The organism is Chlorobium sp. N1, assembly GCF_004332115.1.
Lineage (GTDB): Bacteria > Bacteroidota > Chlorobiia > Chlorobiales > Chlorobiaceae > Chlorobium.
Window position 1 is genome coordinate 25,391 of record NZ_SJPA01000010.1, and the last position, 23,157, is coordinate 48,547.

Below are 23,157 nucleotides of genomic sequence, written 5' to 3' on the forward strand. Positions count from 1 at the left end.
CAAAAGAGTGGTTTGGCAAGGCTTGTGACAATGGACACCAGGCGGGATGCGAGGAGTACCGAAAACTGAACGAAGAAGGGTATTGAACAGTCTTATGGCCCGAGAGGCCAACGCCCTCGAGGAGGCGGCGGGTATGACATCCGAACCGCTGAGGAACCGCTGAGGAACTGTTTGGGTCGAAGATGCCCCGAAATCACGAAGCCTTGTGCGGGATTCGTCGCCACACGCCGCCCCCCCCTAAGTCAAAGCCTTTTTCCGTTCTGCCGATGAAGCGCTTCACCCCGCTGCAGCGTCATTCCCGTTCGGGCTGCTCACGTTTGTTTTCCCCTCTGCCCGTGACACACCGCCGGCATCGCCCAGTCCACCCATGAGCCAGCGGTGCCAACAGGCAACGTACTGCGGGGAGCCTCATCACTGAGGCTCCCTGCCAGGCAAAGCCGGCGTGCGCGTCACCCGAAGACGGTGCAGGCTCGTTGCCGAGGGGCGGAGCTTACGGTCGGGGTGGATATGACAACCTAACCGCAGGATACTACGTACACGGGATCAGGATGCCACGCCCAGATACTCACCCGCCATTCAACTCGATCTCCCCGTTGATCTCCTCCAGCTGCGCGTCATCTCCCCGAGCGGCGATTGCGTGCCGCCCGGCGAAGAATTGAATTCTTCAACAACGCAACAGCAAGGAATTCAAGCCCGTCAACGGGAGGGGACGCTTGCAGCTAAAGCCCCGATAAAACAAGATTTTTGGCAGTTTCTCTTGCATTTTTTCTCCGCATTATACTACATTAATAGCATATCTTTCTCCGGAAGCGATCCGGCGCCATCATGCAAGAATGGACAAGCATTGAGAGGGCAAATACTATCGAACACCGTCAACGTATTCTAAAAAAACACCTTAGCATGCAAGACAAATACCCTAAAATGGTTTCACGGCTGGCGAAGACCTTCGCAGCCGTCATCGCCTTGAGCGGCGCACTGTACCTTTCGCCGGCGAGGGCGGAGGCAGACATAATCTATCTCAATTTTAGCGCGAACTCTGCTGGCACTACTTTCAACCAATTTGATAGGACTTGGAACAACCCTACCTCGCTCGATGCTACCAACCATGTTGTAACGTACGACGATGGCATACAAGTCTACTACCAATCTAGCGCTTATAACACCACTATCTTCGACAATAGCTATTTTTACAATACGGTCACTATGTCAAATGTGCCGACCGGCCGATATGACACGCTAACGTTATACTATCTGGACTCCTCGCTGTTGGCACCAGTAGTCACAATTAACGGCACAGCGGTGAGTGGGAGCACACCAACTACATTCCCGGAGGACACGCACTGGGATACCAACTACATTACATTTGACATCAGCAGTTACGACGGTGGCACAATAACCCTAGGGAGCTCTTCTTCCCTTTTAGGTGCCGCCCTTGAAGCGAGCCCCGTCCCCGAACCCTCGACCTACCTCCTGCTCGGCATCGGCGGCCTCGCCGTCGCCTTCATCAGGAAACGCCAGCTGCTGCAGCAGGCCGCCTGAAGCCCCCACCCGCAGCGCCCGGAACCTCCCTTCCGGGCGTTCTCTTTTCCCCCTCCCCGCCCTCGAGCAGCAGCCCACCGCCGCTCGCTCGCCATGGAAGCCGTCTCAGCCGCTTCCCTCGATCTCCCCGTTGATCTCCTCCAGCTGCGCATCGTCCTCCAGCGCGATGGAGGCGACCAGCTTCTGCAGCTCCCGCTGGAACGTCGGGCTGTTGACCGTCAGCCCACCCGCCTCCTTCAGGAGGTTCAGGTCCTGCTGCCGGTCCCGCAGCTCGAACTTCTCCGGGTACTTGATGATTACCCGCTCCCCCTCCCGCTCCTTTCCGAGCCACCGACAGAAGATCTCCAGCATCCGGTACTCCGTCATCTGCAGCCCCGAGGCCATCTCCGAAAGCAATGCGTTCAGCAGCTGGAACTCCGTCTTGATCGCCTCGCCGCTCTCGGCCTGCGTCCTGACGCTCCTGACCGGCGCCAGATGCGTCATGCGGTTGATCATCTCCTCCTTCTTCTCGATGCTCTTGATGATACCGTCCAGCTGGAAGATCTGCGGTTGCAGCAGATAGGGCTTCTTGCCCGCCTCCGTGCTCTCCGCCATCACCACCACCCCGCCGGCCCCTCCCGCCAGATCGTCCTCCGGGTTCTTCACGAGGGTCGCATGGTTGGTGTTGCGGATCGTCTGCGCCAGCTCCGACAGATCGTTGTAGATGCTCTGCTGCAGCCGCGCCACATCCTTGATCTCGCTCGCCCCGACCCCCCGATGCAGCCGGCTCCGCCCGTAATGGCAGATGGCCGGCACCATCCCGATCGGGTTCGGCGCACTGTGGAGGAGCTCCACCCTGTTCGCATTACCGCCCACCCGGTACGCCTCCGTCCGCTCCCGCGTCCAGATCCGTACCGTCTTCGAGCTCACCCCGCCGGCCCCCTGCTCCTCCTCGACCACCTTCAGGTAGGCGGTCTCCACCGCCCCCGCCGCCGTCCGCTCGATCACCCAGTTGTAGACGCTCGGCGGATCATAGCGCACCAGGTACGGGCGGATCCCGTTGCGGCGCTCCTCGGCAAGCGTGCGGCAGCGGTGCGGGGCCTTGTCGACGACGATCCACGCATGGCCGTAAATACCCGTATGGATCTGCACCGCCCGCATGAACTCGTCGAGCGGCGTCCCCTCCAGGTCCGCGTTCCGGAGCATCGCCAGGGTTTCCGGATCGTCGGCGAGCACGCCCAGGTCCCGCTGCGGCTTCTTCTTCCACAGGAACGACGAGTAGGTGTGCAGGGTGCTCTCCGCGTGGTTGTCGAGCGGCGTCTGGCCGAGCCGCTCCTCGTACATCGAAGCCCCCCGCGCATCCTTCTCGAACCGGTAGGGATAGAGCAGCCGTGCATCCCGGTAGGCCTTCCCCCCCTGGTAGCTCTCTCGGTAATACTCCCACTCCGCACTGTAGGCCCCGTAGAGCGGATGTTTCTCGAAAAGCGAGGCAAGGGACGGAAGCGCGCTGTTCGCAGTAGCCATAGCTATACCCTCCAGACGGTTGGCTGTTCATACGGCCGCTCTATCCTCACCGGGAAGAGGTAACTGACGGCGTACCCCGCCGCATCGCTCGCATGGGTGAGCTTCGGATCCGAATGCTTGTCGAGCTCCCCCCTCTTCCACACCACCCGCTCCAGATCCTTCACCAGATGGGGGCAGTCGCCGACCGTCAGCCGGCCGGTCCGCTGCAGGTTGTTGACCGCATTCACCCGGTCCTTCACCGCCGGATTGGCCTTCGGCGCCAGGACACGGAACCCCCGGTCGCGCAGGATCGTGTGGTCGCTTTTCCTCGCGCTCGTCCTCCGGCTGCTCCCGCTCGCGTCCGGATAGAGCGTTATGCCGGGATACTTCCCGTGCAGCAGGTCGGCCAGGAGGTAGGTATCGGCATCGGCCAGGCGTATCTCCTCGAAGAAATGGAGCCGGTCGCCGCGTCGGACGAACAGCTCCGCCGTCATGTACTCCACATTGAAATCGATCCCCGCCTGGACGGCCTCCTCCGGCCCCGGCCGGAGGGACTCCGCCGCCCTGACATGCTCCGTCCTCTCGAAATAGCGGTAGACCCTCCCCTTCGTCAGGTTCACGAACATCCCGTTCATGTACGCCGCCACCTGATTCTCGTCGTAGGCGCTCCTGAGCATCGAGATGAACTGAGCGCTCAGGTGGGTGTTGTCCTCCGTGCGCCCGTAGGTCACCTGGATGTCGAAGCGCCCCTCGTCGTTCATGGCCACCTCGTAGCCCCAGTTGAGCTGCTCCGGCGTCCCGGTCAGGAAGATCTCGTTGTGCGGCGCCTTGTTCTCCCTCACGCGCGAAAGGATCACCTCGAAGGTCTCCCGCTTCTGGATGAACGGCTCGTCGATGCCGGCCGCCGCCACGTTCGGCCCCTTCAGCGAATTGGGGATCTCGCCGCTGGCGATCCAGATCAGCCCGCCCCAGCCCGGGATGCGGATCTCATGATAGCTCTTGTTGTAGCTGTAGCGGACCCCGGCCTCCGAGAGCAGGGTTTCGAGGGTAAAGATGATGGTGCGGCGCGCCTGCGGGTAGGTCGGACTGACGTAGAGCACCGGATAGGGCCGGTTGAGGTAGCTCAGCCAGATCACCCTCAGCGCCCCGATATGGGTCTTGCCGCACCCGTACCCGCCGACGAGCAGGTTCAGGAACTTCCTGCACTCCCAGAACTCCCGTTGGTGCGGCAGCATCCGGTCCTTGCGGATGGTGACCTTCATCGCTCAAGGGAGCTGCGCTTCACCCCCCGGCTCCCCTCCCAGCTCCGCATCACCCCGAGCCCCAGCATGCCGAGCAGCACCTGCATCGTCACCGACGTATCCACCGCCGGAAACTCCCCCCGGTACCCGAACAGCACCACCGCCAGGAACCGCCCCACCGGCTCCAGGATCGCCGCATAGGCCAGCGCCACCGCACACACCCACCCTACCATCGGTCGCCATCCGGCGACAAAGACGCTCGCGTGCCCGGCCTCCTCCCGGTTGATCTCCTGCTGACCGACGAGCTGCCGCTGGACGAGCTTCAGCCGCTCCAGCGCGGCGGCGTTCTTCTCCTCGCCGCTCGTATGGAGCTCGTCGATGACCGAACCCACCGCCGCGATGATCTCCCCGATAACCGGAACGCCCATGGCTCAGATGTGGTTGATGCCGAAGCGGCGGTTGTATTCGACGATGGCCTGCAGATGGAGCCGCGCGACGGCCTCCCTCCCGCTCTCGCCGAGCAGGAACCGGCACTCCTCGGGATTATCCATGAACAGATTCTCGGTCAGCACCGCCGGGCAGATCGTCCTGGAAAGCAGCGAGAACGCGTTCGTCTCCTTGTCGCTGTCCCCGTCGCGCCTGTCCTTCCGGCGCAGGAACCCCCAGAGATAGCGCGCCGCCTCCCGGTACAGCATCTCGGCCAGTTCGTCGGACTTCGTATGGCCCCGCGAGGTCCAGCACTCCCAGCCTCTGCCGGGCCGAAGCGGATCGGGCGAGGCGTTGGCGTGCACCGAGACAAGGATGGCAGCACGGCCGTCCGAGGAGGCCCTCCTCGCCCTCGTGTTCACGCGCACGATCCGCTCCGTGATGGAGATGTCCTCCTCCTCCGGCACCACGAGTTCGCACTCGATGCCGAGCCGCTCGAGCCCGGCCGCCACGCGCTTTGTAATCGCGCGGTTGAACTCCCACTCGAAGAGCTGCTCCATGTCCCCCCACTCCGGCGAGCGCTTGCCCGGCGTATCGGAGCCGTGACCGTTGTCGAGCAGCACAGAGAGCGCCCTCTTCTGTTTCGTTTCCATATCGATCATGACTGATGGTTTGTTATGCGGAAAAACCGGTTGGCCTCATGCTCCCCCTGCAGCCGGTAGAACTCCCGCTCCAGGTGGGTGATGCGCTCGAACAGCTCCGTCTGGTTCCGATCGACGAGCTTCAGGGTCCGCGCCGTGAACCACGAGATCAGCCCGATGCACCCCACCAGGATGGCCTGCACCAGGTCGACATGCTCGACCCAGCTCGGCGTCATGGCCGCACCCCCTCTTCACCCGCTTCAGCCTCTCCACCCTCTTCGGGTGCCGGGGCCGGCACCGGCACCCCGAAAAACCCGCAGGCCTCCCCGGCGCTCTCGAACCACCACCACCCGTCCACCGGATACTCCTGCTCCAGATGGCTCTCCGCCCGCAGCTCGTAGGCCCGGTTGAGCACGAAGTTCGGCGCCTCGAGCAGCGCCCCCCCGTCGTTTTTGTAGAATGCCATACTACTTTCCCCCTCTTCTCAGTGTTCTCTCGATACCCTTTACCCCGTCACCGTCCACCCCTTCGCCGTCGCGATCTCCGGATGGTCGCCGCCGGTCCCCCAGTTGCCGGTGACCGTCACGGTCCTGGAGCTCACCACGGCCAGCGACATGTAGAGCTCGTCGAGCGCCACCGGCCCCAGCCCGCAGCCGGCGACGCTGAACGTCGCCCCAACCCCCTGCAGCCCGAAACGGCGCAGTGAAGCGCACCCCTGGAACGCGCCGGGGGTGAAGATCGCCGGCCCGAAGGCCGTCACGCTCCCCGCCTCGAGCGCGGGGAGCTCCGCGAGGGCGTACGCATAGCTGAACGCCGCCGTCATGTTCGTCACCGACGCGGTGTCGAACAACGGCACCCGCTGCAACGACGAGCACCGGCCGAACATGTAGCTCATGTCGGTCACCGACCCCGTCTCGAAGGGCGGCACGCTGAGGAGCGAGCGGCACCCGTAGAACATCTCCCGCATCCCCACCACCGAGGCCGTATCGAACGGCGGCACATAGAGGAGCGAACAGCAGTCGCGCAGCATCCGGCCCATGTCGGTCACCGAGCCCGTCTGCAGGAGCGGCAGCTCCTGCAGGGCGCCGCACCCCTCGAACATCGACTCCACGCTCGTCACCGCAGCGGTATCGAAGAGCGGCACCCTGCGAAGCGAGCGGCACCCGTAGAACATAGAGCTCATATCCGTCACGGCGGAGGTGTCGAACGACGGCGCCCGCTGCAGCGCCGTGCAATCGTAAAACATCGACGCCACGGTCGACACCGACCTGCTGCCCACAAGCGACGCCTCCAGCAACGACGAGCACCCGGAGAACATCCCCTCCATGCCCGTCGCCGCGGAGGCGTCGAAGAACGGCACGACAGCGAGCGCGTCGCAGCGGGAGAAGAGCCCGCCGAGATCCGTCACGGCGCACTTCGCGCAGCGGCAGCGCTCGAGCATCGAGGTGCGCACCGTCGAACCGCCGACGGCAAGGGCCGAGAGCGAGCCGCCGGCGACCTCGATATCGAGCCAGCGCGAGCCGGCATCGGCGCCGGGAAAGATCGCCGGGCGCTCTTGCAGGTCGAGCGAGGTGAGCGCACCTGGCGCCTGCGCCGAGAGGCGCACCACCGCCTGGCGGTACCCCCGCGAGCACTCCGTACCCGGAAGCGACGCGTAGTCATACAAATGATCGGCCCGGGCGCCGGCGGCGTACTCCTCGACGACCCCGTCGCCCCACTCGACCCGGTAGGCGCCCGAAGCCGAGAGCGAGAGCGCCTCCCCCTCCGAGTCGAACACCGCCACGAGCCCCACGAGCCCCTCGTCCCCCTCCCCGAGCGCCTCGAGCGGGAGCCAGTCCGCCGGACGCACCCACGCCCCGTACCCCGAAAGCTCCCCGACATACGCGGCATACTCCTCCAGGGGCTCGGAGCCGTCGACCGGCACCCCTTTTTCGACGATGGCCAGCCGGATCGCCTCCTTGGCGCCGACGATCCGCTCCAGTTCAGAGGCGATGCTCATATCGCCTCCAGGAGGGCGGCGATCTGGCCGATGGCGGCACCGTCGGCGGGCATGTAGCCCAGCGCCGCCTCGACGGCCGAGGCCGTCACCCCGACAGTGAAGACGGTGCCGTCGGAGTGGCGGGAGAAGAGCAGCCGGTCGGCGGTATTGAGCGCAAGTTCTCCGACCTCTAGATCCTCCGTCCCGGGCACCCTGCCGGGGATGGTGGACTTCTTCAGGAGAATGGGCTTTGCCATTGTTGATTGTTCGGGTTTCGTGGGTTCCTAGAACGTCCCGCCGTCGATCGTACCGATCGACAGCACGGCCTGGGTGCCCTCGGCGTTCAGCGCCCAGCTGAGCCCCTCGCCCATCGCCACCACGCCGTTTGTGCCGTCGCTGCCGAAGAGGTAGCCCGACGTACCGCCCGGAGCGAGGGCAACCATCTCGTCGGTGGAGGCCTCCGGGATGTTCAGCGCGTTCTTGAAATCGGCGAAGGTGATCTTCTTCTCCTTCTGGCCCGCCTCCTCGCTGGCATCGTGCAGCATGATGAGATCGCTCTCCCCCTCGATCGAAGCCAGCGCCTGCAGGTCCTCGAGCGCCGGCACCACCGGGAGTTTCTCGTCCGCCGCCGTCGCCACATGCAAGGTGCCGCGGTCGGTCGTCACCAACGGCTCGCCGGCCACCATGCCGCTCGAGGGAAGGCTGGCCTTCAGGCCCCGCTTGATTCTGATGGTTGCCATGCTTGATCACTCCTTTCAGGTTGCTTGTTAGAGACCCTGCACACGCCTAAAACGTCCCGCCGTCGATTTCGAGCGGCGGCGGCGGGTCCGCCCATACCGCCTCGCCATCACCCTCCCCGCTCTTCACGAGCACCTGGCCCTTTGCGCCGCCCGGCGGCACGCCCGCGCCATCCGCCCCCGGCGGACCCTGCGGGCCCACCGACGCCACCGTCACCTCGATGGCAGCCGAACCCGAAACACTGACCGGATCGCTCATGCCGTGACATCCTTCTCTACCGTGAAGGTCCCCGAGAGATAGGTCCTCACCGTCGTGCCGGTGGTGATTTCGATATCGTACTGGTACTCGCCCGGCAGATACCCCGCCGTCGCGCCGCTCTCGATCGTCCAGACGAGCGCCTCCCCCTCGATCTCGATGCCCGCCCCCACCTCGAAGCTCCCCACCAGCGTGCCGGCGCGCCGGCGCAGCTGGACCCGCACCCCTGCGCCCGCAAGAAGCAGCGGCTCCCCGCCCACCCTGAAACTGAACCGCTCCCGGAACGTATCGCCGCGCAGGATCCCGGTATGGTAGACCGCCGGCAGGTATGCGGTGCTCTTGAGCGCCACCCGGCTACCTCCAGATCCGGCTTGTCTCGGCCTTCTGCACCGACTCGATCCACTCCAGCCCGTCGCCGGTGTCGTACCACACCCCGTCGGCGATCACCGCCTCGAGCTCCGCCTGGTACTCCGCCCTGTAGGTCGCAATCATCGCAACGAACCCCTCCGTATCGGTTTCGGTCGCAAGGCGCGCCAGCGCATGCCACCCCAGCACCCGGCAGCAGGCCGCCCGACTCCACTGCGCCGCCTCCAGCCGGAACCGGTCGAACTCGCTGAACGACACCCGGTACTGTCGCGGGATCCAGAGCCGGCGGACGTCGCGCGCAACCTCCTTCTCCGCCGGCGCGTGGTACTCCTCGAAACTCGTGACGCCGTAGTTGAAGATCGCCGGCAGCATCGAGCGCAGATCGTCGTCGGTCGAAAAAGCCATGATCGTTCACAGTTGCCGCACGACAGGCGGGAAGCCGAACCGGCCGCCCGCCCAGCGCACGAGTCCATTGGCCACCTACACCTTGCGCAGCTTGCAGGCAAGGTTCCCGTCCAGGCACTTCACCCCGTACAGCACATCGAGCGCCACCTTCACCCTCGAGTTGTCCCCGTCGTACCACATCCTGGAGCGCAGCGCAAGACCGCTCTTGGCGTCGAAGACGCTCTCCACCTTCGCCCCGAACGCATTGCCCAGCTCAGAAAGCGGCGCCATGCCGAGTGCGAACGCATTGCGGTGGAAGGCGATGTTCTCCACATGGCTCGTCAAATCCACCCTCACCACCGCATTATCGGCAGCCGCCTGTGCCAGCGGAGGGAAGATCATCACCCCCGAGAACGCATTGCCGGACGCCGTCACCGTATTGGCCACCACGTAGCGCTGCGCATCGCCCTCGATGCTGAAGCTGTCGCCCGGCACCAGCGTACCGGTCACGGCCGTCGCATCCATGCTCAGCAGCACGGCCCCCTTCGCCGCAGCGCCGTTCACCGCCATCGTCCCCGTGCTCGCCGTCCCCTTCAGGTGGGTGCCGACGTTCTGGTTGCCGAAGATCTCCATGCCGAACCGATCGCCGATATAGCCCGTCTTCTGCACCCCCTGGCTCGACGTCCCGGCGAAGTTCGCATTGGCGAACAGCTCCAGGAACCCCGCCTGCAGCTCCCCGCCCACCTCCAGATGGAGCAGCCCGTCGTTCATCGGCGCCCGGTTGTCGAACAGGATCTGGTGCACCCGCGTCAAATCCTTCACCTCGGTCGTCTCGGCCGCATTGTAGAACCACGGCACCGACTTCGAAAGCCCGTTGAGGGCCACGTCGATATCGTTGGCCAGCGCATAGGCCGCCGGACGGATATGGTCCTGGATGATCTTCTCGCCCGTATAGTTCAGCTCCTTGTCCGAGATCGAGAACTTCACCTCCCGCCACCGGTCCAGCCGGATCTCGGTATCGCCCGGCAGCAGATCCTGATCCACCGACGGCGCATCCTGCGCCTGGAACGTACCCGGCTTGCTGATCTTGATGGTGCTGCCCTTCTGCTGCGGCTCCTTGTCGTACCCGCGATGCACGCGCGCGGCCATGCCGAGCGCGTTCTCCAGCTGGATCAGCCCCTCCTGGGCATAAAACAGCGGATCGTACAGATTGAGATTGTTGGCCATGCGCTTCGTTGCTCCTTATGGTTTATGGTTGTTGTAGCTCCACACCGCACACCGCGCCCCCGCCCTGGAACGCCCACCCGGCCTCACCGATCGATCACGACCGTCTGGCCGGCCTTCTCGGCCTGCTCGCGCGCCGTGCGGTACTTGGCAGGATCCTTCGCATCCTGGGCGCTGAGCTTATAGACCGACCCCGGCGCAGCACCGCCGGCACCGCCCGAAGCTCCGCTCCCCGACGGCCCGGCCGGCATGAAGTGCGCGTTGGCGGAGAGGAACTCCCCTACGTACTGCGCCACGGCGACCGGCTTGCCGCTCCGGTAGAGCGGAGCCCCGTTTTCGCGCACCTCCACCGTATCCGTCTTCCGGTCGTAGTGCACGTTGCCCTTGAGAAGCTGGACGATCTGGCGGGGATTGATCGCGTTCTGTGCCGATGCGGCCTCGAGCAGCGTATTGTCCACCCGGATACGGGTGAGCTGCCTGCCGAGATCCTCGATCTCCTGATCCTTCTGTTCGATCACCTCGTCCTTCTCCTTCATCGTCTGCGCCAGGATCTTGTCGAAATCCCCCCTCTTCTCCAGCGCCTCGCGCTCCTGCTTCGCCCGAGCCTCCTTCAGCGCCCGGTACTCCTGCACGTCGATGCCGGCGTAGGGCGCCAGCTTGCGCGCGACGATCACGTCCAGATCCTCCTGCGTATAGCTCTTTCCGCCGCTTTCGCCCGCCGGTGCCTCCTGGCCGCCCGCCCCTTCCGGGGCGCCCTCATGACGCGGCCCGGCCTCGCCGCCGGCCGCCTCACCGGCGGAGCCGGGTGCGTCGGCGCCCTCCCGCTCCTCTCCCTCTGCGCCGCCGCCTCCCTGGCCATCGAGCATCAGCTGCAGCGGCATGAGAGCCCTCGATAACGGATTCGTCCATACTCGCATATTCTCCCTCCCTGTTTAGTGGTTGCTTACGTTCCGCCGACGGAACTCATCCGATGACGGTCAATTCGTCGCCCTCTTCATCCATTTCCGGCGGCAGGCTGCGGCGCGCGTACCGTTCGCGGCGCGTCCGCTCCAGAAACCAGGCGCTCGCCTTCCAGTCCCGGTCGGCGGCGCTGCTGATATTGCGCAGGTGCCACGCCTCGCATTCGACCTCGGCCTCGGCGATCCGCTCGAACAGCTCCCGGTTCAGCGAACGACGCCCGCTCCCTGCATCCTCCGCACCGCAGCGAAGCCACTCGGAGAGGCTCGCCCTGTCGATGCCGGCCTTGCGGCAGGCATCCTCCCTGTCCAGCCCTCCGGCGATGCCCTTGAGGATCACATCGATCTGCATCCGGTTCAGCTTCATAGGCGGCATTCTTGTTGCGACCAACATAGGGGGGGACCGGGCGATCTAAATTCCGCATTCCGGACAGCGCCCGCCAAGAGAACCAATAACCCCTTACAGAACAACGGGTTGCATGTTTTTATTTTTTTTTATTTTTTTTCGCCGCCATGCAGGACGGGACGCCAGAACACGTCGCCACCAACCCTCCGACACGGCCTTCAGGCAGCGGCGCAAGGCCATCGGCTCCTCTGTGAAACGCCCCGAAACTTGTTCGTTTTGGGACATTGCGCTATTTTACACGAACCCTGTAGTTGCCCCAAAAACCATGAGTCGTCCCCCAGCCCCGACATGGCGCGTACTCCCGGCATCGGACACACCATGAGCCCCTCTCTTTTGACACGGGCCCTCAGGCGCATCGCCCTTGCCCTCCTGAGTCTCCCCTGCGCGACGGATGCTCGTGCCGAGGTGACGAACCTCGTCGTGAACGGCAGTTTCAGCCTCCATCCCTATGACTACTCTGCGAATTACTACGCGGGCTCGACCCAACTTACCGGCTGGACGATCACAACGGGATCGGTGGATATCATCGAATACGGATACAACGGGACGGACGCCCTCGACATCGACGGCGCCTCACCCGGCGCCATCAGCCAGGAGATCGCGACCGTCATCGGAGAGGAGTACACCTTCAGCTTCGCCTATTCCGACAACCCATGGGCCGGCAATATCCCTAGCATGAGTGCCACCGCCACAGGCGACAGCGAGCTGAGCACGGTCACCGTAACCGGACCCGGCGCAGCAAACGCAACGGACGACATGCGCTTCAGCGTCTACACCACGACCTTCGTTGCGGATTCCGAGCTGACGACGCTGACGTTCACAAGCCTCAGCACATCAGGCTCCGCCGGCGTCGTCCTCGACGACATACAGCTCTACGCCTCCCCTGTCCCCGAACCCGCCTCCCTCGTCCTCATCGGCCTCGGCGGCGCCGCACTTGTTGCGACAAGAAAACGCCGGCTGAGAGAAGCCGCATGACCCCACCGGCGCACGAACCGGACGGCACAAACCGCCTACGACGTCGCAGCGCCTTTCGCCCCGCCCCCTGCCGGCCGATGCTCATCGACACGCCCGAAAAAGGCCCCCATCCCACCGCGCCCCATGGCAAGCGGAGCGTCGTGTTGCGCCGACCCGACAGGCCCGGCCCGCGATAAAAAACAGGGGGCCGTTGCCCCGGTTGCGCCCCGTTTGCCTATATTTCCCCAAGCCTCCATAACACGAAACCCGTTCCCGCCATGCAGGTACGCCTCATTTCGGTCACCACCCCCCTGATCGCCCTCGAAGGACAGAACACCACCCCGGAAGGACTCATCGCCTACTGCGCGAGGGTATCGAGCCCGCACCAGGAGAGCGCCGACTACGAGAAGCTGCTCGCCTACTGCATCCGCAACCGCCACTGGAGCATCTTCGAGATGGCCGACATGACGGTCGAGATCGTCACCTCGCGGGCCATTTCACCACAGATCCTCCGGCATAAATCGTTCTGCTTCCAGGAATTCTGCATCACGGGCGACACCGAAATCACTCTTGAACTTCCCAGCGGAAGAAGAACAGGCAAAAGGGCCGCATACCGGCGTACGATTGAACACCTGTATACGCTGCAGGAAAAAGGCTTGAACATGCCGGGATGCGTACGAGTGTTCGACGAACCAACCCGGACGTTCGTCACAGCACCGATCAAAGAGGTAGTCAAAACCGGCACGAAACCTGTATTCCGCCTCACCCTTGAAAACGGAAAAACCATTACGGCAACCAAGGAGCACAGGTTCCTTACAGCAAAAGGGTTTGAGTCCATGGAGGACGCACTGGGACTCTGCCTGATCGGCAACTCCGCCACATGGACGAACACCGAAGCTGCGTTTGCCTGCAACGGCGTCCCCGCCCATCAGGACCCGGACTGGCTGCGCGAAGAGAAAAAAACGGCCATACATGAAGGAACCGGACTGCAGGGCATTGCCGATGCCGCCGGCGTGACGACACACACCGTCCGGAAGTGGCTCAAGATCAACAAGCTCCAGTTCACAAAAAAAGAGGTTGCCTCTTACACCCCGATCTGGAACAAAGGAATACGCTGGACCAGGGGGCGCCATAGCATGGAAACCATCGAAAAAATGCGGCGTTCTGCCCGACGCGGACCGGCCTCCAACCTATGGAGAGGCGGCGTGGATCGAACGGAACGACTGGCCATCGCGGACTGGTGCTGCGCCAACCGTTCGGAATTCCTCAAAGCGGCAGCCTATGCCTGTGCAAGATGCGGAAGCCATGAGCGCCTCGAACTCCATCACGTCAAAACGGTAGCCGAAAGGCCCGATCTGGCCAGGGAGAAAAGCAACATCGAAGTGCTTTGCGCCAAATGCCATGACGAAGTCCACCGCATTGCCGGCCATGCGAAGCAGTGGCGGGAGAAAGGAAGGGGCAACACGCTGACCATCCGCTGGAGCAACGTCAGGTCAGTGGAATATGTCGGAGAAATGATGACCTTCGATATGGAAGTCGACCACCCGTCCCACAACTATGTAGCCAACGGCATCGTAACCCACAACAGCCAAAGATATGCGCAGGCGCAGGCAATCGAGCGCTACGAACCGCGCCGCCAGGACGTGAAGAACCGCCAGAACTCCCTCGACGACCTTCCCCCTGAAACGGTGGCGTGGTTCGACCGGGCGCAGGAGAAGATGGCTGCGGACAGCATGGCGCTCTACGAGGAGGCGCTCGAGAAGGGAATCGCCAAGGAGTGCGCACGGGCGCTCCTGCCGCTCGCCACCCGAACGAAACTCTACATGAAGGGGTCGGTGCGGAGCTGGATCCACTACCTCGAGGTGCGCACCGACCCTTCGACCCAGAAGGAGCACCGCGACATCGCAGATGCGGTGCGCAAGATCTTCATGGAGCAGTTCCCGGTGACGGCGGCGGCAATGGGGTGGAGGCAACCCGCCGGCTAAGGCTCCAGCGGCTGCCATTCCGGCGAGGCAAGCAGCGTTGCGGGCACGGCCTCTATCCCCTCGGCCATAGCCCACGGCAGGCCTTCGGCATGGCAGATGACGAAGAGGCGGTCGAGCTCGAGCGTCCTCTGGGCCGAGCGCATCGAAGCAGTAACCTTCGGTGAGCGGGTAAGCTTGATCTCGAAACCAATCCGCCGGCCGTTTTTTACGATCAAGAGGTCCAGTTCCGCCCCTGCATGCAGGCCCCAGAAAAAAGCCTCGCCCCGCCCGGCTCCGGTCCTCCGGAGAAGCTCCTGCACCATGAACCCCTCCCACGAGGCGCCGCATTTCGGGTGGGCGAGAAGATCGTCCCGATTGCCGATCTTCAGGAGACTGTGAAGAATACCGCTGTCTGCGACATACACCTTCGGCGATTTATAGTACAACTATTTCATCGCAATCACACGTCACCGCCCGAACTTCCGCCGGGCCTTCTCCATGAGCGCATTCCAGAGTTCATCTTCCGACATGCCCGCGTATTCGCTCATGTCGATGGGTTCCGGCTCGAACCCCCGGCGCGGTTCGTTTGCGCGCTCGATGACCTTCTCGCCCTGCACCTCGCCAATGATGCGGACGATGGCGGCCTCGTCGGGCAGCGGCATGGAGGTGGTCCCCTGAAACTCCGTCTGCCGGATCCTCCGGGTGACGCTCCCCAGGTCGGCCGCGTTCACGGTAATTCGAGTCATGGACGCCATCTGATGTTCAGAACGGCTCGCTATCGTTCGATGCGCACGGTTGCCCAAAACCCTCCCGGCCACCACCACCCCCATTACGTGCTGCAGATGCAGCGCTTCCTGATCCCCCGGTGCCCGGCCGCCTCTTCGAACTGCCCGGTGGTGTGCGCGCCAGAACTGCCTTGCGGGAACCAGAACGGCTTCTCCCCCGAGGGACTCGGCCCCGGAGATGCGGCGTTTGCGGGCCCCGGACTCGAAGGCCACCGTGCCGAGTACCGCAGCCGCAGGGCCGAGCGGCAGCGGAAGGGTGGACGGAGCAAGGCACGCAGCGCCGCACCCCGGAGCGTTAGCGAGGTCCCGAAGGCGAGGACACGGAGGCTGGGCGCCTATTAAGCGGAGGTTCGGCCTGCAGGGAGCACGGCTTGCCAGCTGACGCCTAGAAGGCCCGCTCTTGGGGTTCTGCGGGCCTGGAGGGTGCAGCCGCAAGCGATGCGACAGTTTCGGTCGGAGCGCGGAAGGTTCGGGCCGCGCACGGCTCGGGCGCATACCCGCGCCGGAGCCGTTCTTCAGCAGGAGTGGCGATCTTGGGGGGAACCGGGGTCATCGATCGCCGCGCCGTGAACGACGAGCGCTTCATCTTCGCCGATACACGGTGGAAACTGAAAAAAGCGATCAAGGAGATGTAGCAGCTGCAGGAAGAACCCAAGCGTACCGGCCATACCAACCAGAAACGCTTCATCGGCAGAACCGAAGGAGGGTTCAACCTCCTGTGGCTAGAGGCTCTCAACCACCGCAAGCCTGCAGCCATCCACGGACAGCATCAGGCGCAGGAACCTGCACATCCGCCGGTTTCATAACGCAAGGGGCCAGTAAAGAGCGGCTCCCCGCAGTATGGCATCGGGTGGCAGCTCCGACAGGTTTTTTGGGGGGAGGGGGTTGGGGAGCTATCGGGTGAGGGGAAAGGCGAAACGCCCGGAAAGAGGAGACCCCGGGCGCCGCATCTGATAATGCCTGAATGTGCAGCCCCTCCGAAGCCCCCCCCAAAAGCCGCTCACTCCCCTCGCCCCTGACGTCGACAACCTCCCGCCGCAACCATGGATTTTCAGGCAAAGATTACGTAGATTACCCCAAACAACGCCGCCGAAGCGGACCGCAGCACCATCCCAACCCCACGCCCCCGAACCCATGAGGCCGCACCCCGACCGAACAGACCCCGCCGCCCCGGCCCCGGAACCCTCCAAGGAGCAGCTCCAAAGGGAGAACGCCCACCTCCGCTCGGAATGCGACCGGCTCGAAGCCGCGCTCCGTAAACGGGACGCCAGGAACGCCTTCGCCCTCAAGGCCGCCCGCGCCGGCATCTGGGAGTGGAACCTCGAAAGTGGCCGCAACACCTGGTCGGACGAGCTCTGGGAACTCTACGGCCTCGGCTTCCGCTGCGCCACCCCCTCCTACGAACTCTGGGAAAGCACGATCTGGGCCGAAGACCGGGAGGCGACCTGCCGCGCCATCAAGGAGGCCACCGCCGAAGAACGGGACATCTCCCTGGAGTACCGCGTCCATCGACCCAACGGCGCCCCGCGCTGGCTGCTCTCGAGGGCGAAGGCGGTCCGAAACAGCGAGGGCGCCGTGCTCTCCTACCTCGGAGCGATCTTCGACATCACCGACAAAAAAACACTCGAAGCCTCCCTCCTGGAAAAGACGGGCGAACTGGCCGCCCTCTACGGGGGACTCACCGACATCGTCTTCATCGCCGACATCGAAACCAGAAGGATCATGGAGTGCAACACCCTGGCCGAAACGGCGACGGGCAGGAGCACCACAGCGCTGCGGAAGATGAGGGTCGAGGAGCTCCACCCGCCGGAGGAGCGCGAGCGGATCCTCGAGGAGTTCGCCCTCCATGCCCGGGGGGAGCTGGAGGTCGCCGAGGCCCGGCTCCTCGCACCCGACGGCCGGACGATCCCGGTCAGCGTCAAGAGCTCCCGGATCGGCTACCAGGGCAGGCGGTGCCTCATGAGCGTCATGCGCGACATCAGCGCAAGCAAGCGCCAGGAGGCCCAGTTCAAGGAGAACCTCCAGCTGAAGAACGACTTCATCTCGACGATCTCGCACGAGCTGCGCACCCCGCTCTTCTCGATCCAGGGCTTCGCAAGCACCCTTTTGAAAGGCAACGAGACGATCGAGAACGAGACCCGCAGGGAGTTCCTCGAGATCATCCACACCGAAAGCACCCGGCTCTCGATCCTCATCGAGGACATCCTGACCATTTCGAGGATCGACGCCGGCACGGACCGCTACCGGCCCGAGCGGCTCGATCCCGCGCCGCTCGTCAGGGAGACGCTGAGGCTCCTGCAGCGGAGCGCCCGCGAGAGCGGGATCGCCCTCAGCGCCACGATCCCCGAGCCCGCCCCGCCCGTCGCCTTCGACAATGGCGCCTTCAAGCAGGTCCTCCTGAACCTCCTGCAGAACGCCCTCAAATACACCCCGAAAAGGGGACGCGTCACGATCGAGCTCCAGGAGAGCGGCCGGCAGACCATAGTGAGGGTCGCCGATACCGGCATAGGGATTGCGGAAGAGGAGCTGGAGAAGATCTTCGAACGCTTCTACCGTTCCAGCCGCTCGGCCGGCAGCCACGAGGGAACGGGACTGGGGCTCGCCATCGTCCGGCAGCTCGTCGAGCTCCACGGCGGAACGATCGAGGTGACAAGCACCCTCGCCGAAGGCGCGACCTTCACGCTCCGCCTGCCCCAGACGCCCCCTCCTGAAGCGTCGCCGCCGTCGGAACTCCCGCCCTCCGCCGCCCCCCGCACCGCTCAGGATGCGACAGGGTTTTGATGTTGTTTACCGTATGTCACCTGTCGCAGCGCAACATATCGCGACGACACAAACCATAGAGACCAAGGAGGACCCATGTCACGAGAACAGGCAAAAGCGTTCATCGAAAGGATGAAGAGCGACGAAGCGTTCCAGAAGAAGGTGATGGCCATCGAGGATGCAGAAGAGAGGATCGCATGCATCCATAGCGAAGGCTTCCTGTGCACGCTGGAGGAGATCAATGAGGCCGCAAACAACCATATAGAGCTTGCGGCAGGGATAAGAGTAACCCATTTATGCCCCTCGGATTTCTTCTGTAACGGACGCATATGAATGGCATCTGCTTCAGAAAACCGCGAACACGGCCATCCTCAGCACTGCAGGCCACCCTCGCATCCCACCATGGAATCGGGTGCCTACGGAGGCTGAGCGGGCAGCGGGACTGCTCGCCCCTCGCCGAAGCGCCTCAGAATGCTAGAAGGCGCGGCAGCAGGGATGCCCCGGCTGCCGCTCGAGCTCCAACACAGCCGAAACGCCCCAGCCCACCCTAGACCCGCCGAACAACCCGCCCCCCGGAAGAGGGCCTCGATTTCTTCGGCCGTACCGCCGCCCCTCCCTCCGCGCCTTCGTCGCGCGATTGTGTAAAAAACGTCAAAGATGCGTATATTTGCCTCCGGCCGCCGAGAGAGGCTCTTTCGTTTTGGGCGGCTATCGACCGACAACACAACAACAGTACGGATGCAGAACGATACCTGCTCAAGAAGGGAGTTCCTCAAGAGGACGGCCCGCTATTCCACGCTTGCCCTGTCGGCGCTCTTGTTCGGCGCTGACTTGGCCGCGGCTTTCGGGCGGGAGAGCGGCCGTTCGACCGCGATACTCTATGCCACCCGATACGGGGCGACGAAGCAAACGGCGGGATGGATCGGCGAGGGCATGGCAAGCAAGCCCGACCTTGTCGATATCGAGCAGGTCTCGACTGAAACGGTGCTCGACCGGTACGACCGCGTTATTGTCGGATCCGGCATTTGGATCGGGGGCGCCCATGAAAAGGTGCTTGAATTTTTCGGGGCGGAGAACGCACGGCTCGAAGAAAAACTCGCAGCCACCTTCATCGTCTGCGGCTCGGTCAATGGCACGGAGGCCGGCATGGCGCATGCCCGGCGCTATCTCTCGGCAATGCACGCCCCCCTTCGTGCCGAGCCGCCCATAAGCAGGGCCTTTGGCGGGCGTTTGGCCATTGAAGAGTTGAGCGACGAGGACGTGAACGCCCTGCGCGAGTTTTACCATTCGATCCTGCACAAAGAGATGAGCGGTTGGGACCGCAGGAACCCCGACCCGGCCAAACGGTTCGGCATGGAGCTGAGCCGAAAGCCCTCCCCTCAGAGGGCCGAAGAGGCGCCTCTTTAGAGAAGTCCGCCAGGAGGTGAGGTCCGAATATCGCACACTACGAACGCTCAGGCGTTCACCACATCCAACCACAAGGAGACCCCCATGTCACGAGAACAGGCAACAGCATTCATCGAACGGATGAAGAGGGACGAAGCGTTCCACCGGAAAGTCATGGCCATCGAGGACGCCGAAGAGAGGATGGCATGCATCCAGCATGAAGGCTACGCATGTACACCCGAGGAGATCAACGAATTGGTATCGATTGACGCAGACGGCGTCCAGGGAGCCGGAGAAGCCAGCTCATACGGACCGTACAACTGCACCTGTCTTTCAGGCAAGAACTTCATCCAGTACGCCCAAGCGCGCTGCGGCTGCTATTAACCCGTTGAGCGCCCCCTCAGATTCCTCGCGCAGGACGACGCATATGAACGGAATCTGTTCCGGCATCTGTTCAGCCAACGCCCCTCTAACACGGCCAGAATGCGCGACGGGCGCACACGCCATAGAACACGACAGATGCTTGTTGTTGGCTCAACATACATAACGACCGAGAACCGTGGACATTTTTCTGCAACTCTGGGGAGGGGGATGGTACCTCTTCAACAAAATCCTCTTTTCCCTCTCCGAGACGGAGCATGAAATCAAGAACAACCAGCTTACGCTCCTGGCATGGCTTGCCTACCTGATCGGCGTGCCGGCCTGGGTTTTCTTGCTCATCGCCAAAAACGACTGGATAGCAGCCTCGATTGAAGCCAGCGGCATTCCGGCCATGCTGCTCGGACTGTATAAAGCATATTCCACGCCCAAAGCACCACCCTCTCTTGAACAAGGGGTGAAATACCTCACCTATCTAGCCGTTTTGTTCGGCTGCCTCATAAGCATACGGGAGTACGGAGGCATCGTATCGGCGTCCCAGTGCCTGGAAATCGGTGTGACGATCGGCTTTCTGATGGGGAGCTACCTCATGACGCAGCATGATCGCAAAGGCTACCTGTTCTTTATGCTGATGAATACGAGCATGGCATCACTCATGTACCTTCAGGGAAAGAACATACTGCTGATCCAGCAGCTGCTCTCCCTGCTGTTTGTGGGTTACGGCTACCGGCAAGCGAGCCGGAACCGGCAACCCCGGCAACGGCTGCAAACCCAATGACCGCCCCCTGGGAATCTGCCGTTCATGTACAACGCAGTATTGGGTTGATCCACTCCGTGATCTGGCGAAAACAACGACCACGCCGCATTCGGTTTGCTGATCAGGAGGTTTGCGCGGGGGTTGTTCTGGAAGGAGCTGCTTGCAACACCGTATTGGCCAAAGATGCAGGACTTGGGAACCGTTAGCCTCCCTCATACCGGGCTGCAGATTCGTCAGGCAGGCCATACGATCCCTGAGCGGCCGTAAACCGTTCCGGGACCAAGGTCGTACCCTGGCTCCGGCGACGAGGAGGGACCTGAGGAGTTGGCCCCAGTTCCTGGGTGTGCCGCCCCTTACCCGTTCGCCCGGTCCGCCCATGAGCCAGCGGCGGTAACGGCGGCGGGCACGCTCCTCGAGGGGCGGCGCAGGGTTGTGGAAGGATGTATGAACGCTTGTTGGTTTTTTTTATCTTTATGGTGTAATGCTGCACTAAAAGCCGGATAGTTCAAACCAAAAACCAGGGAGACCCCCATGTCGAGAGAACAGGCCAAAGCGTTCATCGAACGGATGAAGACGGACGACGCGTTCCACCGGAAGATCATGGCCATCGAGGATCCAGAAGAGAGGATCGCATGCATCCGCAGCGAAGGGTTTTCGTGCACGGCGGACGAGATAAATGACGTTGCTCAGGATGGCAGCGGCAATCCCGGTTCGGTAATGGCCGGGGCGTTACCCAGCTGGTGCGGGAGCTTAACCATGGATGATTTATAAGACCATCATCCCGCTCCTCTGCCCGCACCTCAAGCCTCCCTCGTACAGGGCTTCAGATTCGTCAGGTCGAGCATTGGATCCCTGAGCGGCGGTAACCCGGCACCTGGTCGAGCCGCCTATTTTCGAGACCAGATCGTCCAAGCCGCCCATGAGCCCGCGGCGCCACCGGGTGGCGTACTGCGGGGAGGCCCCCTGCCAGGTAACGGCGGCGTGCGCGTTCCCCAGGGGCGGCGCAGGGTTGTTTATTTGATGATGATGCTACAATCAAGATAAGGAGACCCTCATGTCGAGAGAACAGGCCAAAGCATTCATCGAACGGATGAAGACGGACAAGGCGTTCCGCCGGAAGGTCATGGCCATCGAGGATGCAGATGGGAGGATCGCATGCATCCAGAGCGAAGGATATGCTTGCTCCCTGCAGGATATCGCCGAGGCCGGCGCAGAGATGCTTCCTCCGGATGTGTGCGGGGGGACGGCCGGGGAGTATTTCACAACATCCAAAGAACTCACTGATCTCGCGAAAACAACGATAAAGCCGTTTTCGGTTTGCTGATCATGAGTTTGAAGGAGGGTTGTTTTGGCAAGGCATTTTCCTTAATCAGGTAAGGAAACGGAATGATTGAAGCGGGAGCCTACGCTCCGGGTTCCTGGGAGGAGATGTTTGCAACGCCGTATTCGCCGGAGGCGGACGTCGTTGTCGACCGCTTGCGTCATGAAGATGTTTCTATTGTTGGATGCTTGACGTTCAAGTCATGCCGGAATCTTCTTGACAGGGCCGTTGCCGGCCAGAGAGATGAAGGCGACGCTCTGGCGTTTGTTGCCCGGACTGATGGACGACCTGTCGGGCTGGTTCTGGCCGAGAAGATACGTGGCGGGGATGAAGTGGCTGCAGGAACCCGAAAGATCTTGCGGCTGCGTTCAATCTTCACCAATCTCTTGTGGCAGCATAAAGGAATCGGGAGATGGCTGCTCGATACCCTGACAGGCGGATCCCGCGATGCCGGATACCACGCAATCCATACGGAGTACAACCCGAAACTTGAGTCGATCCAGCCCTTCGAGCGGTTGCTCGCCTCCAGTGGATGGAGTAATCCGAAACCGTTCATGGAAGAATTGTTCGCTCTGGTGGCTGCAAAGAGTTCCGTCGCTACCGTCGGGTTATGAGCTCTTTGCATTCGACAGCATGCAGGGCGAGGAGCGCCTGAAACTGCAGGAGCGGATCGATTCCGGTGACATTCCGCGGAGACTGTCGCCGTTTGGCGAAGACGACGCTATGATTCCGGAATTGAGCGTCGGTATTCGCCAGAGTGGCCGAGTCGTTGCCTGGATGTGCCTTCAGCGTTCGCCTGTCGCCAGCGATGCAATCTGTTACCGCAGCCTCTACGTCGATCCACTGCTCAGAACGGCAAACGGATTGGGGCCGATTGTCGCTGCGGAAGCATTTCAGCGGCACGCATCAAGCGATATCGCCCATGAGCGGCCGAAAGGGGTATTCAATACGCATCATAGGGCACGAAAGCAGATGAACTTTGTTCAGAAGCGGTTGTTGCCCTGCTGTTTCGAGACCTATGCATTGCATTCGTCAGAACTTGATCTGCGATCGATGCCGTGAACTTCCGTCTGTTGTTTGTTCTTATTTAGGGTCTGCTGAATAATAGTTAAATCATTTTATGGTAATGAATTAAGCGGTATTTTTCGTATCTTATGTGCAAGGAAAAGCCTGAAAAAGCCCCAAAAACCTTGCACCTCGAAACCGCCGATTCATG

At 62.6% G+C, this 23,157-nt stretch carries 30 protein-coding genes and 1 pseudogene; 14 read left to right on the forward strand and 17 right to left on the reverse strand.

Translation table 11 applies throughout. The annotated features are described in order from the left end of the window. Positions 1-900: 900 nt before the first annotated feature. Entirely contained in the window at positions 901-1,539 is a 639-nt protein-coding gene (locus E0L29_RS10260) for a PEP-CTERM sorting domain-containing protein (RefSeq protein ID WP_165498886.1), read from the forward strand. A gap of 105 nt (positions 1,540-1,644) precedes the next feature. Here E0L29_RS10260 and E0L29_RS10265 read toward each other — a convergent pair whose 3' ends face one another. The 15 genes from E0L29_RS10265 to E0L29_RS10335 all read right to left on the reverse strand — a co-directional run bounded on the left by E0L29_RS10265 (position 1,645) and on the right by E0L29_RS10335 (position 11,597). Next, a complete protein-coding gene (locus E0L29_RS10265; RefSeq protein ID WP_131358612.1) occupies positions 1,645-3,042 on the reverse strand; it encodes a hypothetical protein in 1,398 nt (465 codons plus the stop codon). A gap of 2 nt (positions 3,043-3,044) precedes the next feature. After that, positions 3,045-4,283, reverse strand: a complete 1,239-nt coding sequence (locus E0L29_RS10270; RefSeq protein ID WP_131358615.1) for a phage terminase large subunit — start codon at positions 4,281-4,283, stop codon at positions 3,045-3,047. After that, positions 4,280-4,690: a 3TM-type holin gene (locus tag E0L29_RS10275; protein WP_131358618.1), complete on the reverse strand. Its 411-nt coding sequence runs from the start codon at positions 4,688-4,690 to the stop codon at positions 4,280-4,282. Before E0L29_RS10275 ends, E0L29_RS10270 begins: the two co-directional genes overlap by 4 nt. A 3-nt stretch (positions 4,691-4,693) precedes the next feature. Next, positions 4,694-5,350, reverse strand: coding sequence for an N-acetylmuramoyl-L-alanine amidase (locus E0L29_RS10280; RefSeq protein WP_207387786.1), 657 nt, complete (start codon positions 5,348-5,350; stop codon positions 4,694-4,696). Continuing rightward, on the reverse strand, positions 5,347-5,565 hold the full coding sequence (locus tag E0L29_RS10285) for a hypothetical protein (protein ID WP_131358621.1): 219 nt from the start codon (positions 5,563-5,565) through the stop codon (positions 5,347-5,349). The genes E0L29_RS10280 and E0L29_RS10285 overlap by 4 nt, the downstream gene beginning before the upstream one ends. Further along, entirely contained in the window at positions 5,562-5,795 is a 234-nt protein-coding gene (locus E0L29_RS10290) for a hypothetical protein (protein ID WP_131358623.1), read from the reverse strand. Before E0L29_RS10290 ends, E0L29_RS10285 begins: the two co-directional genes overlap by 4 nt. 39 nt (positions 5,796-5,834) lie before the next feature. Next, positions 5,835-7,328: a BspA family leucine-rich repeat surface protein gene (locus E0L29_RS10295; RefSeq protein WP_131358626.1), complete on the reverse strand. Its 1,494-nt coding sequence runs from the start codon at positions 7,326-7,328 to the stop codon at positions 5,835-5,837. After that, complete coding sequence (locus E0L29_RS10300; RefSeq protein ID WP_131358629.1) at positions 7,325-7,564, reverse strand: hypothetical protein; 240 nt, start codon at positions 7,562-7,564, stop codon at positions 7,325-7,327. The genes E0L29_RS10295 and E0L29_RS10300 overlap by 4 nt, the downstream gene beginning before the upstream one ends. Positions 7,565-7,591: 27 nt before the next feature. Further along, positions 7,592-8,047 (reverse strand): hypothetical protein, encoded by a 456-nt coding sequence (locus tag E0L29_RS10305; RefSeq protein WP_131358632.1) that lies wholly within the window; start codon positions 8,045-8,047, stop codon positions 7,592-7,594. 46 nt (positions 8,048-8,093) lie between these two features. Then, on the reverse strand, positions 8,094-8,303 hold the full coding sequence (locus tag E0L29_RS10310; protein WP_131358635.1) for a hypothetical protein: 210 nt from the start codon (positions 8,301-8,303) through the stop codon (positions 8,094-8,096). Next, on the reverse strand, positions 8,300-8,650 hold the full coding sequence (locus tag E0L29_RS10315) for a hypothetical protein (RefSeq protein WP_131358638.1): 351 nt from the start codon (positions 8,648-8,650) through the stop codon (positions 8,300-8,302). The genes E0L29_RS10310 and E0L29_RS10315 overlap by 4 nt, the downstream gene beginning before the upstream one ends. Before the next feature lie 4 nt (positions 8,651-8,654). Continuing rightward, a complete protein-coding gene (locus E0L29_RS10320) occupies positions 8,655-9,071 on the reverse strand; it encodes a hypothetical protein (RefSeq protein ID WP_131358641.1) in 417 nt (138 codons plus the stop codon). 75 nt (positions 9,072-9,146) lie between these two features. Continuing rightward, positions 9,147-10,277, reverse strand: a complete 1,131-nt coding sequence (locus E0L29_RS10325; RefSeq protein WP_131358644.1) for a P22 phage major capsid protein family protein — start codon at positions 10,275-10,277, stop codon at positions 9,147-9,149. Between the two features lie 83 nt (positions 10,278-10,360). Beyond that, positions 10,361-11,191 (reverse strand): hypothetical protein, encoded by an 831-nt coding sequence (locus E0L29_RS10330; protein ID WP_131358647.1) that lies wholly within the window; start codon positions 11,189-11,191, stop codon positions 10,361-10,363. Between the two features lie 46 nt (positions 11,192-11,237). Continuing rightward, on the reverse strand, positions 11,238-11,597 hold the full coding sequence (locus E0L29_RS10335; RefSeq protein WP_131358650.1) for a hypothetical protein: 360 nt from the start codon (positions 11,595-11,597) through the stop codon (positions 11,238-11,240). 327 nt (positions 11,598-11,924) lie between these two features. On the opposite strand from E0L29_RS10335, the gene E0L29_RS10340 reads away from it, so the two are divergent. From E0L29_RS10340 to thyX, 3 genes and pseudogenes are all read left to right on the forward strand, one after another. Beyond that, a complete protein-coding gene (locus E0L29_RS10340; RefSeq protein WP_131358653.1) occupies positions 11,925-12,611 on the forward strand; it encodes a DUF642 domain-containing protein in 687 nt (228 codons plus the stop codon). A 257-nt stretch (positions 12,612-12,868) separates the two neighbouring features. Then, positions 12,869-13,117, forward strand: a pseudogene (locus E0L29_RS11705) (FAD-dependent thymidylate synthase); the annotation flags it as partial. A gap of 18 nt (positions 13,118-13,135) precedes the next feature. Next, positions 13,136-14,575 carry an FAD-dependent thymidylate synthase gene (gene thyX, locus E0L29_RS11555; protein WP_278248916.1) on the forward strand — a complete coding sequence of 480 codons (1,440 nt, stop codon included), beginning with the start codon at positions 13,136-13,138 and terminating at the stop codon, positions 14,573-14,575. Here the strand turns inward: thyX and E0L29_RS10360 are convergent. Together E0L29_RS10360 and E0L29_RS10365 are read right to left on the reverse strand one after the other, a co-directional pair. Further along, a complete protein-coding gene (locus tag E0L29_RS10360) occupies positions 14,572-14,979 on the reverse strand; it encodes a DUF4143 domain-containing protein (protein ID WP_131358656.1) in 408 nt (135 codons plus the stop codon). The genes thyX and E0L29_RS10360 overlap by 4 nt on opposite strands. 42 nt (positions 14,980-15,021) lie before the next feature. Then, positions 15,022-15,300, reverse strand: coding sequence for a hypothetical protein (locus tag E0L29_RS10365; protein WP_131358659.1), 279 nt, complete (start codon positions 15,298-15,300; stop codon positions 15,022-15,024). 12 nt (positions 15,301-15,312) lie between these two features. Here E0L29_RS10365 and E0L29_RS10370 point away from each other — a divergent pair, with 12 nt between their 5' ends. From E0L29_RS10370 to E0L29_RS10415, 10 genes are all read left to right on the forward strand, one after another. Next, a complete protein-coding gene (locus tag E0L29_RS10370) occupies positions 15,313-15,681 on the forward strand; it encodes a hypothetical protein (protein WP_131358662.1) in 369 nt (122 codons plus the stop codon). Positions 15,682-16,473: 792 nt separating this feature from the next. After that, positions 16,474-18,120, forward strand: a complete 1,647-nt coding sequence (locus E0L29_RS10375; protein WP_131358665.1) for a PAS domain-containing sensor histidine kinase — start codon at positions 16,474-16,476, stop codon at positions 18,118-18,120. A 75-nt stretch (positions 18,121-18,195) separates the two neighbouring features. After that, the gene (locus E0L29_RS10380; RefSeq protein ID WP_131358668.1) at positions 18,196-18,432 is read left to right on the forward strand and encodes a Nif11-like leader peptide family natural product precursor; all 237 of its coding nucleotides are present in this window, start codon (positions 18,196-18,198) and stop codon (positions 18,430-18,432) included. A gap of 405 nt (positions 18,433-18,837) precedes the next feature. Continuing rightward, complete coding sequence (locus E0L29_RS10385; protein WP_165498888.1) at positions 18,838-19,506, forward strand: flavodoxin domain-containing protein; 669 nt, start codon at positions 18,838-18,840, stop codon at positions 19,504-19,506. An 84-nt stretch (positions 19,507-19,590) separates the two neighbouring features. Beyond that, positions 19,591-19,869 carry a Nif11-like leader peptide family natural product precursor gene (locus E0L29_RS10390; protein ID WP_131358675.1) on the forward strand — a complete coding sequence of 93 codons (279 nt, stop codon included), beginning with the start codon at positions 19,591-19,593 and terminating at the stop codon, positions 19,867-19,869. 175 nt (positions 19,870-20,044) lie between these two features. Continuing rightward, a complete protein-coding gene (locus tag E0L29_RS10395) occupies positions 20,045-20,641 on the forward strand; it encodes a hypothetical protein (protein WP_131358679.1) in 597 nt (198 codons plus the stop codon). A gap of 510 nt (positions 20,642-21,151) precedes the next feature. Continuing rightward, positions 21,152-21,391 carry a Nif11-like leader peptide family natural product precursor gene (locus E0L29_RS10400; protein WP_131358681.1) on the forward strand — a complete coding sequence of 80 codons (240 nt, stop codon included), beginning with the start codon at positions 21,152-21,154 and terminating at the stop codon, positions 21,389-21,391. A 283-nt stretch (positions 21,392-21,674) separates the two neighbouring features. Beyond that, the gene (locus tag E0L29_RS10405) at positions 21,675-21,944 is read left to right on the forward strand and encodes a Nif11-like leader peptide family natural product precursor (RefSeq protein ID WP_131358683.1); all 270 of its coding nucleotides are present in this window, start codon (positions 21,675-21,677) and stop codon (positions 21,942-21,944) included. 62 nt (positions 21,945-22,006) lie between these two features. Beyond that, positions 22,007-22,555 (forward strand): GNAT family N-acetyltransferase, encoded by a 549-nt coding sequence (locus E0L29_RS10410; RefSeq protein WP_131358685.1) that lies wholly within the window; start codon positions 22,007-22,009, stop codon positions 22,553-22,555. Positions 22,556-22,574: 19 nt separating this feature from the next. Next, entirely contained in the window at positions 22,575-23,003 is a 429-nt protein-coding gene (locus E0L29_RS10415) for a hypothetical protein (RefSeq protein WP_131358687.1), read from the forward strand. Positions 23,004-23,157 lie beyond the last annotated feature (154 nt).

Bases quoted from the DNA above. Each gene is read 5' to 3' on its own strand.
- E0L29_RS10335 (WP_131358650.1), bottom strand. From the start codon at position 11,597: ATGAAGCTGAACCGGATGCAGATCGATGTGATCCTCAAGGGCATCGCC.
- E0L29_RS10385 (WP_165498888.1), top strand. From the start codon at position 18,838: ATGCAGAACGATACCTGCTCAAGAAGGGAGTTCCTCAAGAGGACGGCC.
- E0L29_RS10305 (WP_131358632.1), bottom strand. From the start codon at position 8,047: ATGGCAACCATCAGAATCAAGCGGGGCCTGAAGGCCAGCCTTCCCTCG.
- E0L29_RS10400 (WP_131358681.1), top strand. From the start codon at position 21,152: ATGTCGAGAGAACAGGCCAAAGCGTTCATCGAACGGATGAAGACGGAC.
- E0L29_RS10370 (WP_131358662.1), top strand. From the start codon at position 15,313: ATGTTCAGAACGGCTCGCTATCGTTCGATGCGCACGGTTGCCCAAAAC.
- E0L29_RS10260 (WP_165498886.1), top strand. From the start codon at position 901: ATGCAAGACAAATACCCTAAAATGGTTTCACGGCTGGCGAAGACCTTC.
- E0L29_RS10365 (WP_131358659.1), bottom strand. From the start codon at position 15,300: ATGACTCGAATTACCGTGAACGCGGCCGACCTGGGGAGCGTCACCCGG.
- E0L29_RS10295 (WP_131358626.1), bottom strand. From the start codon at position 7,328: ATGAGCATCGCCTCTGAACTGGAGCGGATCGTCGGCGCCAAGGAGGCG.
- E0L29_RS10415 (WP_131358687.1), top strand. From the start codon at position 22,575: ATGCAGGGCGAGGAGCGCCTGAAACTGCAGGAGCGGATCGATTCCGGT.
- E0L29_RS10375 (WP_131358665.1), top strand. From the start codon at position 16,474: ATGAGGCCGCACCCCGACCGAACAGACCCCGCCGCCCCGGCCCCGGAA.
- E0L29_RS10290 (WP_131358623.1), bottom strand. From the start codon at position 5,795: ATGGCATTCTACAAAAACGACGGGGGGGCGCTGCTCGAGGCGCCGAAC.
- E0L29_RS10330 (WP_131358647.1), bottom strand. From the start codon at position 11,191: ATGCGAGTATGGACGAATCCGTTATCGAGGGCTCTCATGCCGCTGCAG.
- E0L29_RS10390 (WP_131358675.1), top strand. From the start codon at position 19,591: ATGTCACGAGAACAGGCAACAGCATTCATCGAACGGATGAAGAGGGAC.
- E0L29_RS10410 (WP_131358685.1), top strand. From the start codon at position 22,007: ATGATTGAAGCGGGAGCCTACGCTCCGGGTTCCTGGGAGGAGATGTTT.
- E0L29_RS10265 (WP_131358612.1), bottom strand. From the start codon at position 3,042: ATGGCTACTGCGAACAGCGCGCTTCCGTCCCTTGCCTCGCTTTTCGAG.
- E0L29_RS10270 (WP_131358615.1), bottom strand. From the start codon at position 4,283: ATGAAGGTCACCATCCGCAAGGACCGGATGCTGCCGCACCAACGGGAG.
- E0L29_RS10405 (WP_131358683.1), top strand. From the start codon at position 21,675: ATGTCGAGAGAACAGGCCAAAGCATTCATCGAACGGATGAAGACGGAC.
- E0L29_RS10380 (WP_131358668.1), top strand. From the start codon at position 18,196: ATGTCACGAGAACAGGCAAAAGCGTTCATCGAAAGGATGAAGAGCGAC.
- E0L29_RS10310 (WP_131358635.1), bottom strand. From the start codon at position 8,303: ATGAGCGATCCGGTCAGTGTTTCGGGTTCGGCTGCCATCGAGGTGACG.
- E0L29_RS10340 (WP_131358653.1), top strand. From the start codon at position 11,925: ATGGCGCGTACTCCCGGCATCGGACACACCATGAGCCCCTCTCTTTTG.
- E0L29_RS10280 (WP_207387786.1), bottom strand. From the start codon at position 5,350: ATGATCGATATGGAAACGAAACAGAAGAGGGCGCTCTCTGTGCTGCTC.
- E0L29_RS10325 (WP_131358644.1), bottom strand. From the start codon at position 10,277: ATGGCCAACAATCTCAATCTGTACGATCCGCTGTTTTATGCCCAGGAG.
- E0L29_RS10285 (WP_131358621.1), bottom strand. From the start codon at position 5,565: ATGACGCCGAGCTGGGTCGAGCATGTCGACCTGGTGCAGGCCATCCTG.
- E0L29_RS10275 (WP_131358618.1), bottom strand. From the start codon at position 4,690: ATGGGCGTTCCGGTTATCGGGGAGATCATCGCGGCGGTGGGTTCGGTC.
- E0L29_RS10320 (WP_131358641.1), bottom strand. From the start codon at position 9,071: ATGGCTTTTTCGACCGACGACGATCTGCGCTCGATGCTGCCGGCGATC.
- E0L29_RS10300 (WP_131358629.1), bottom strand. From the start codon at position 7,564: ATGGCAAAGCCCATTCTCCTGAAGAAGTCCACCATCCCCGGCAGGGTG.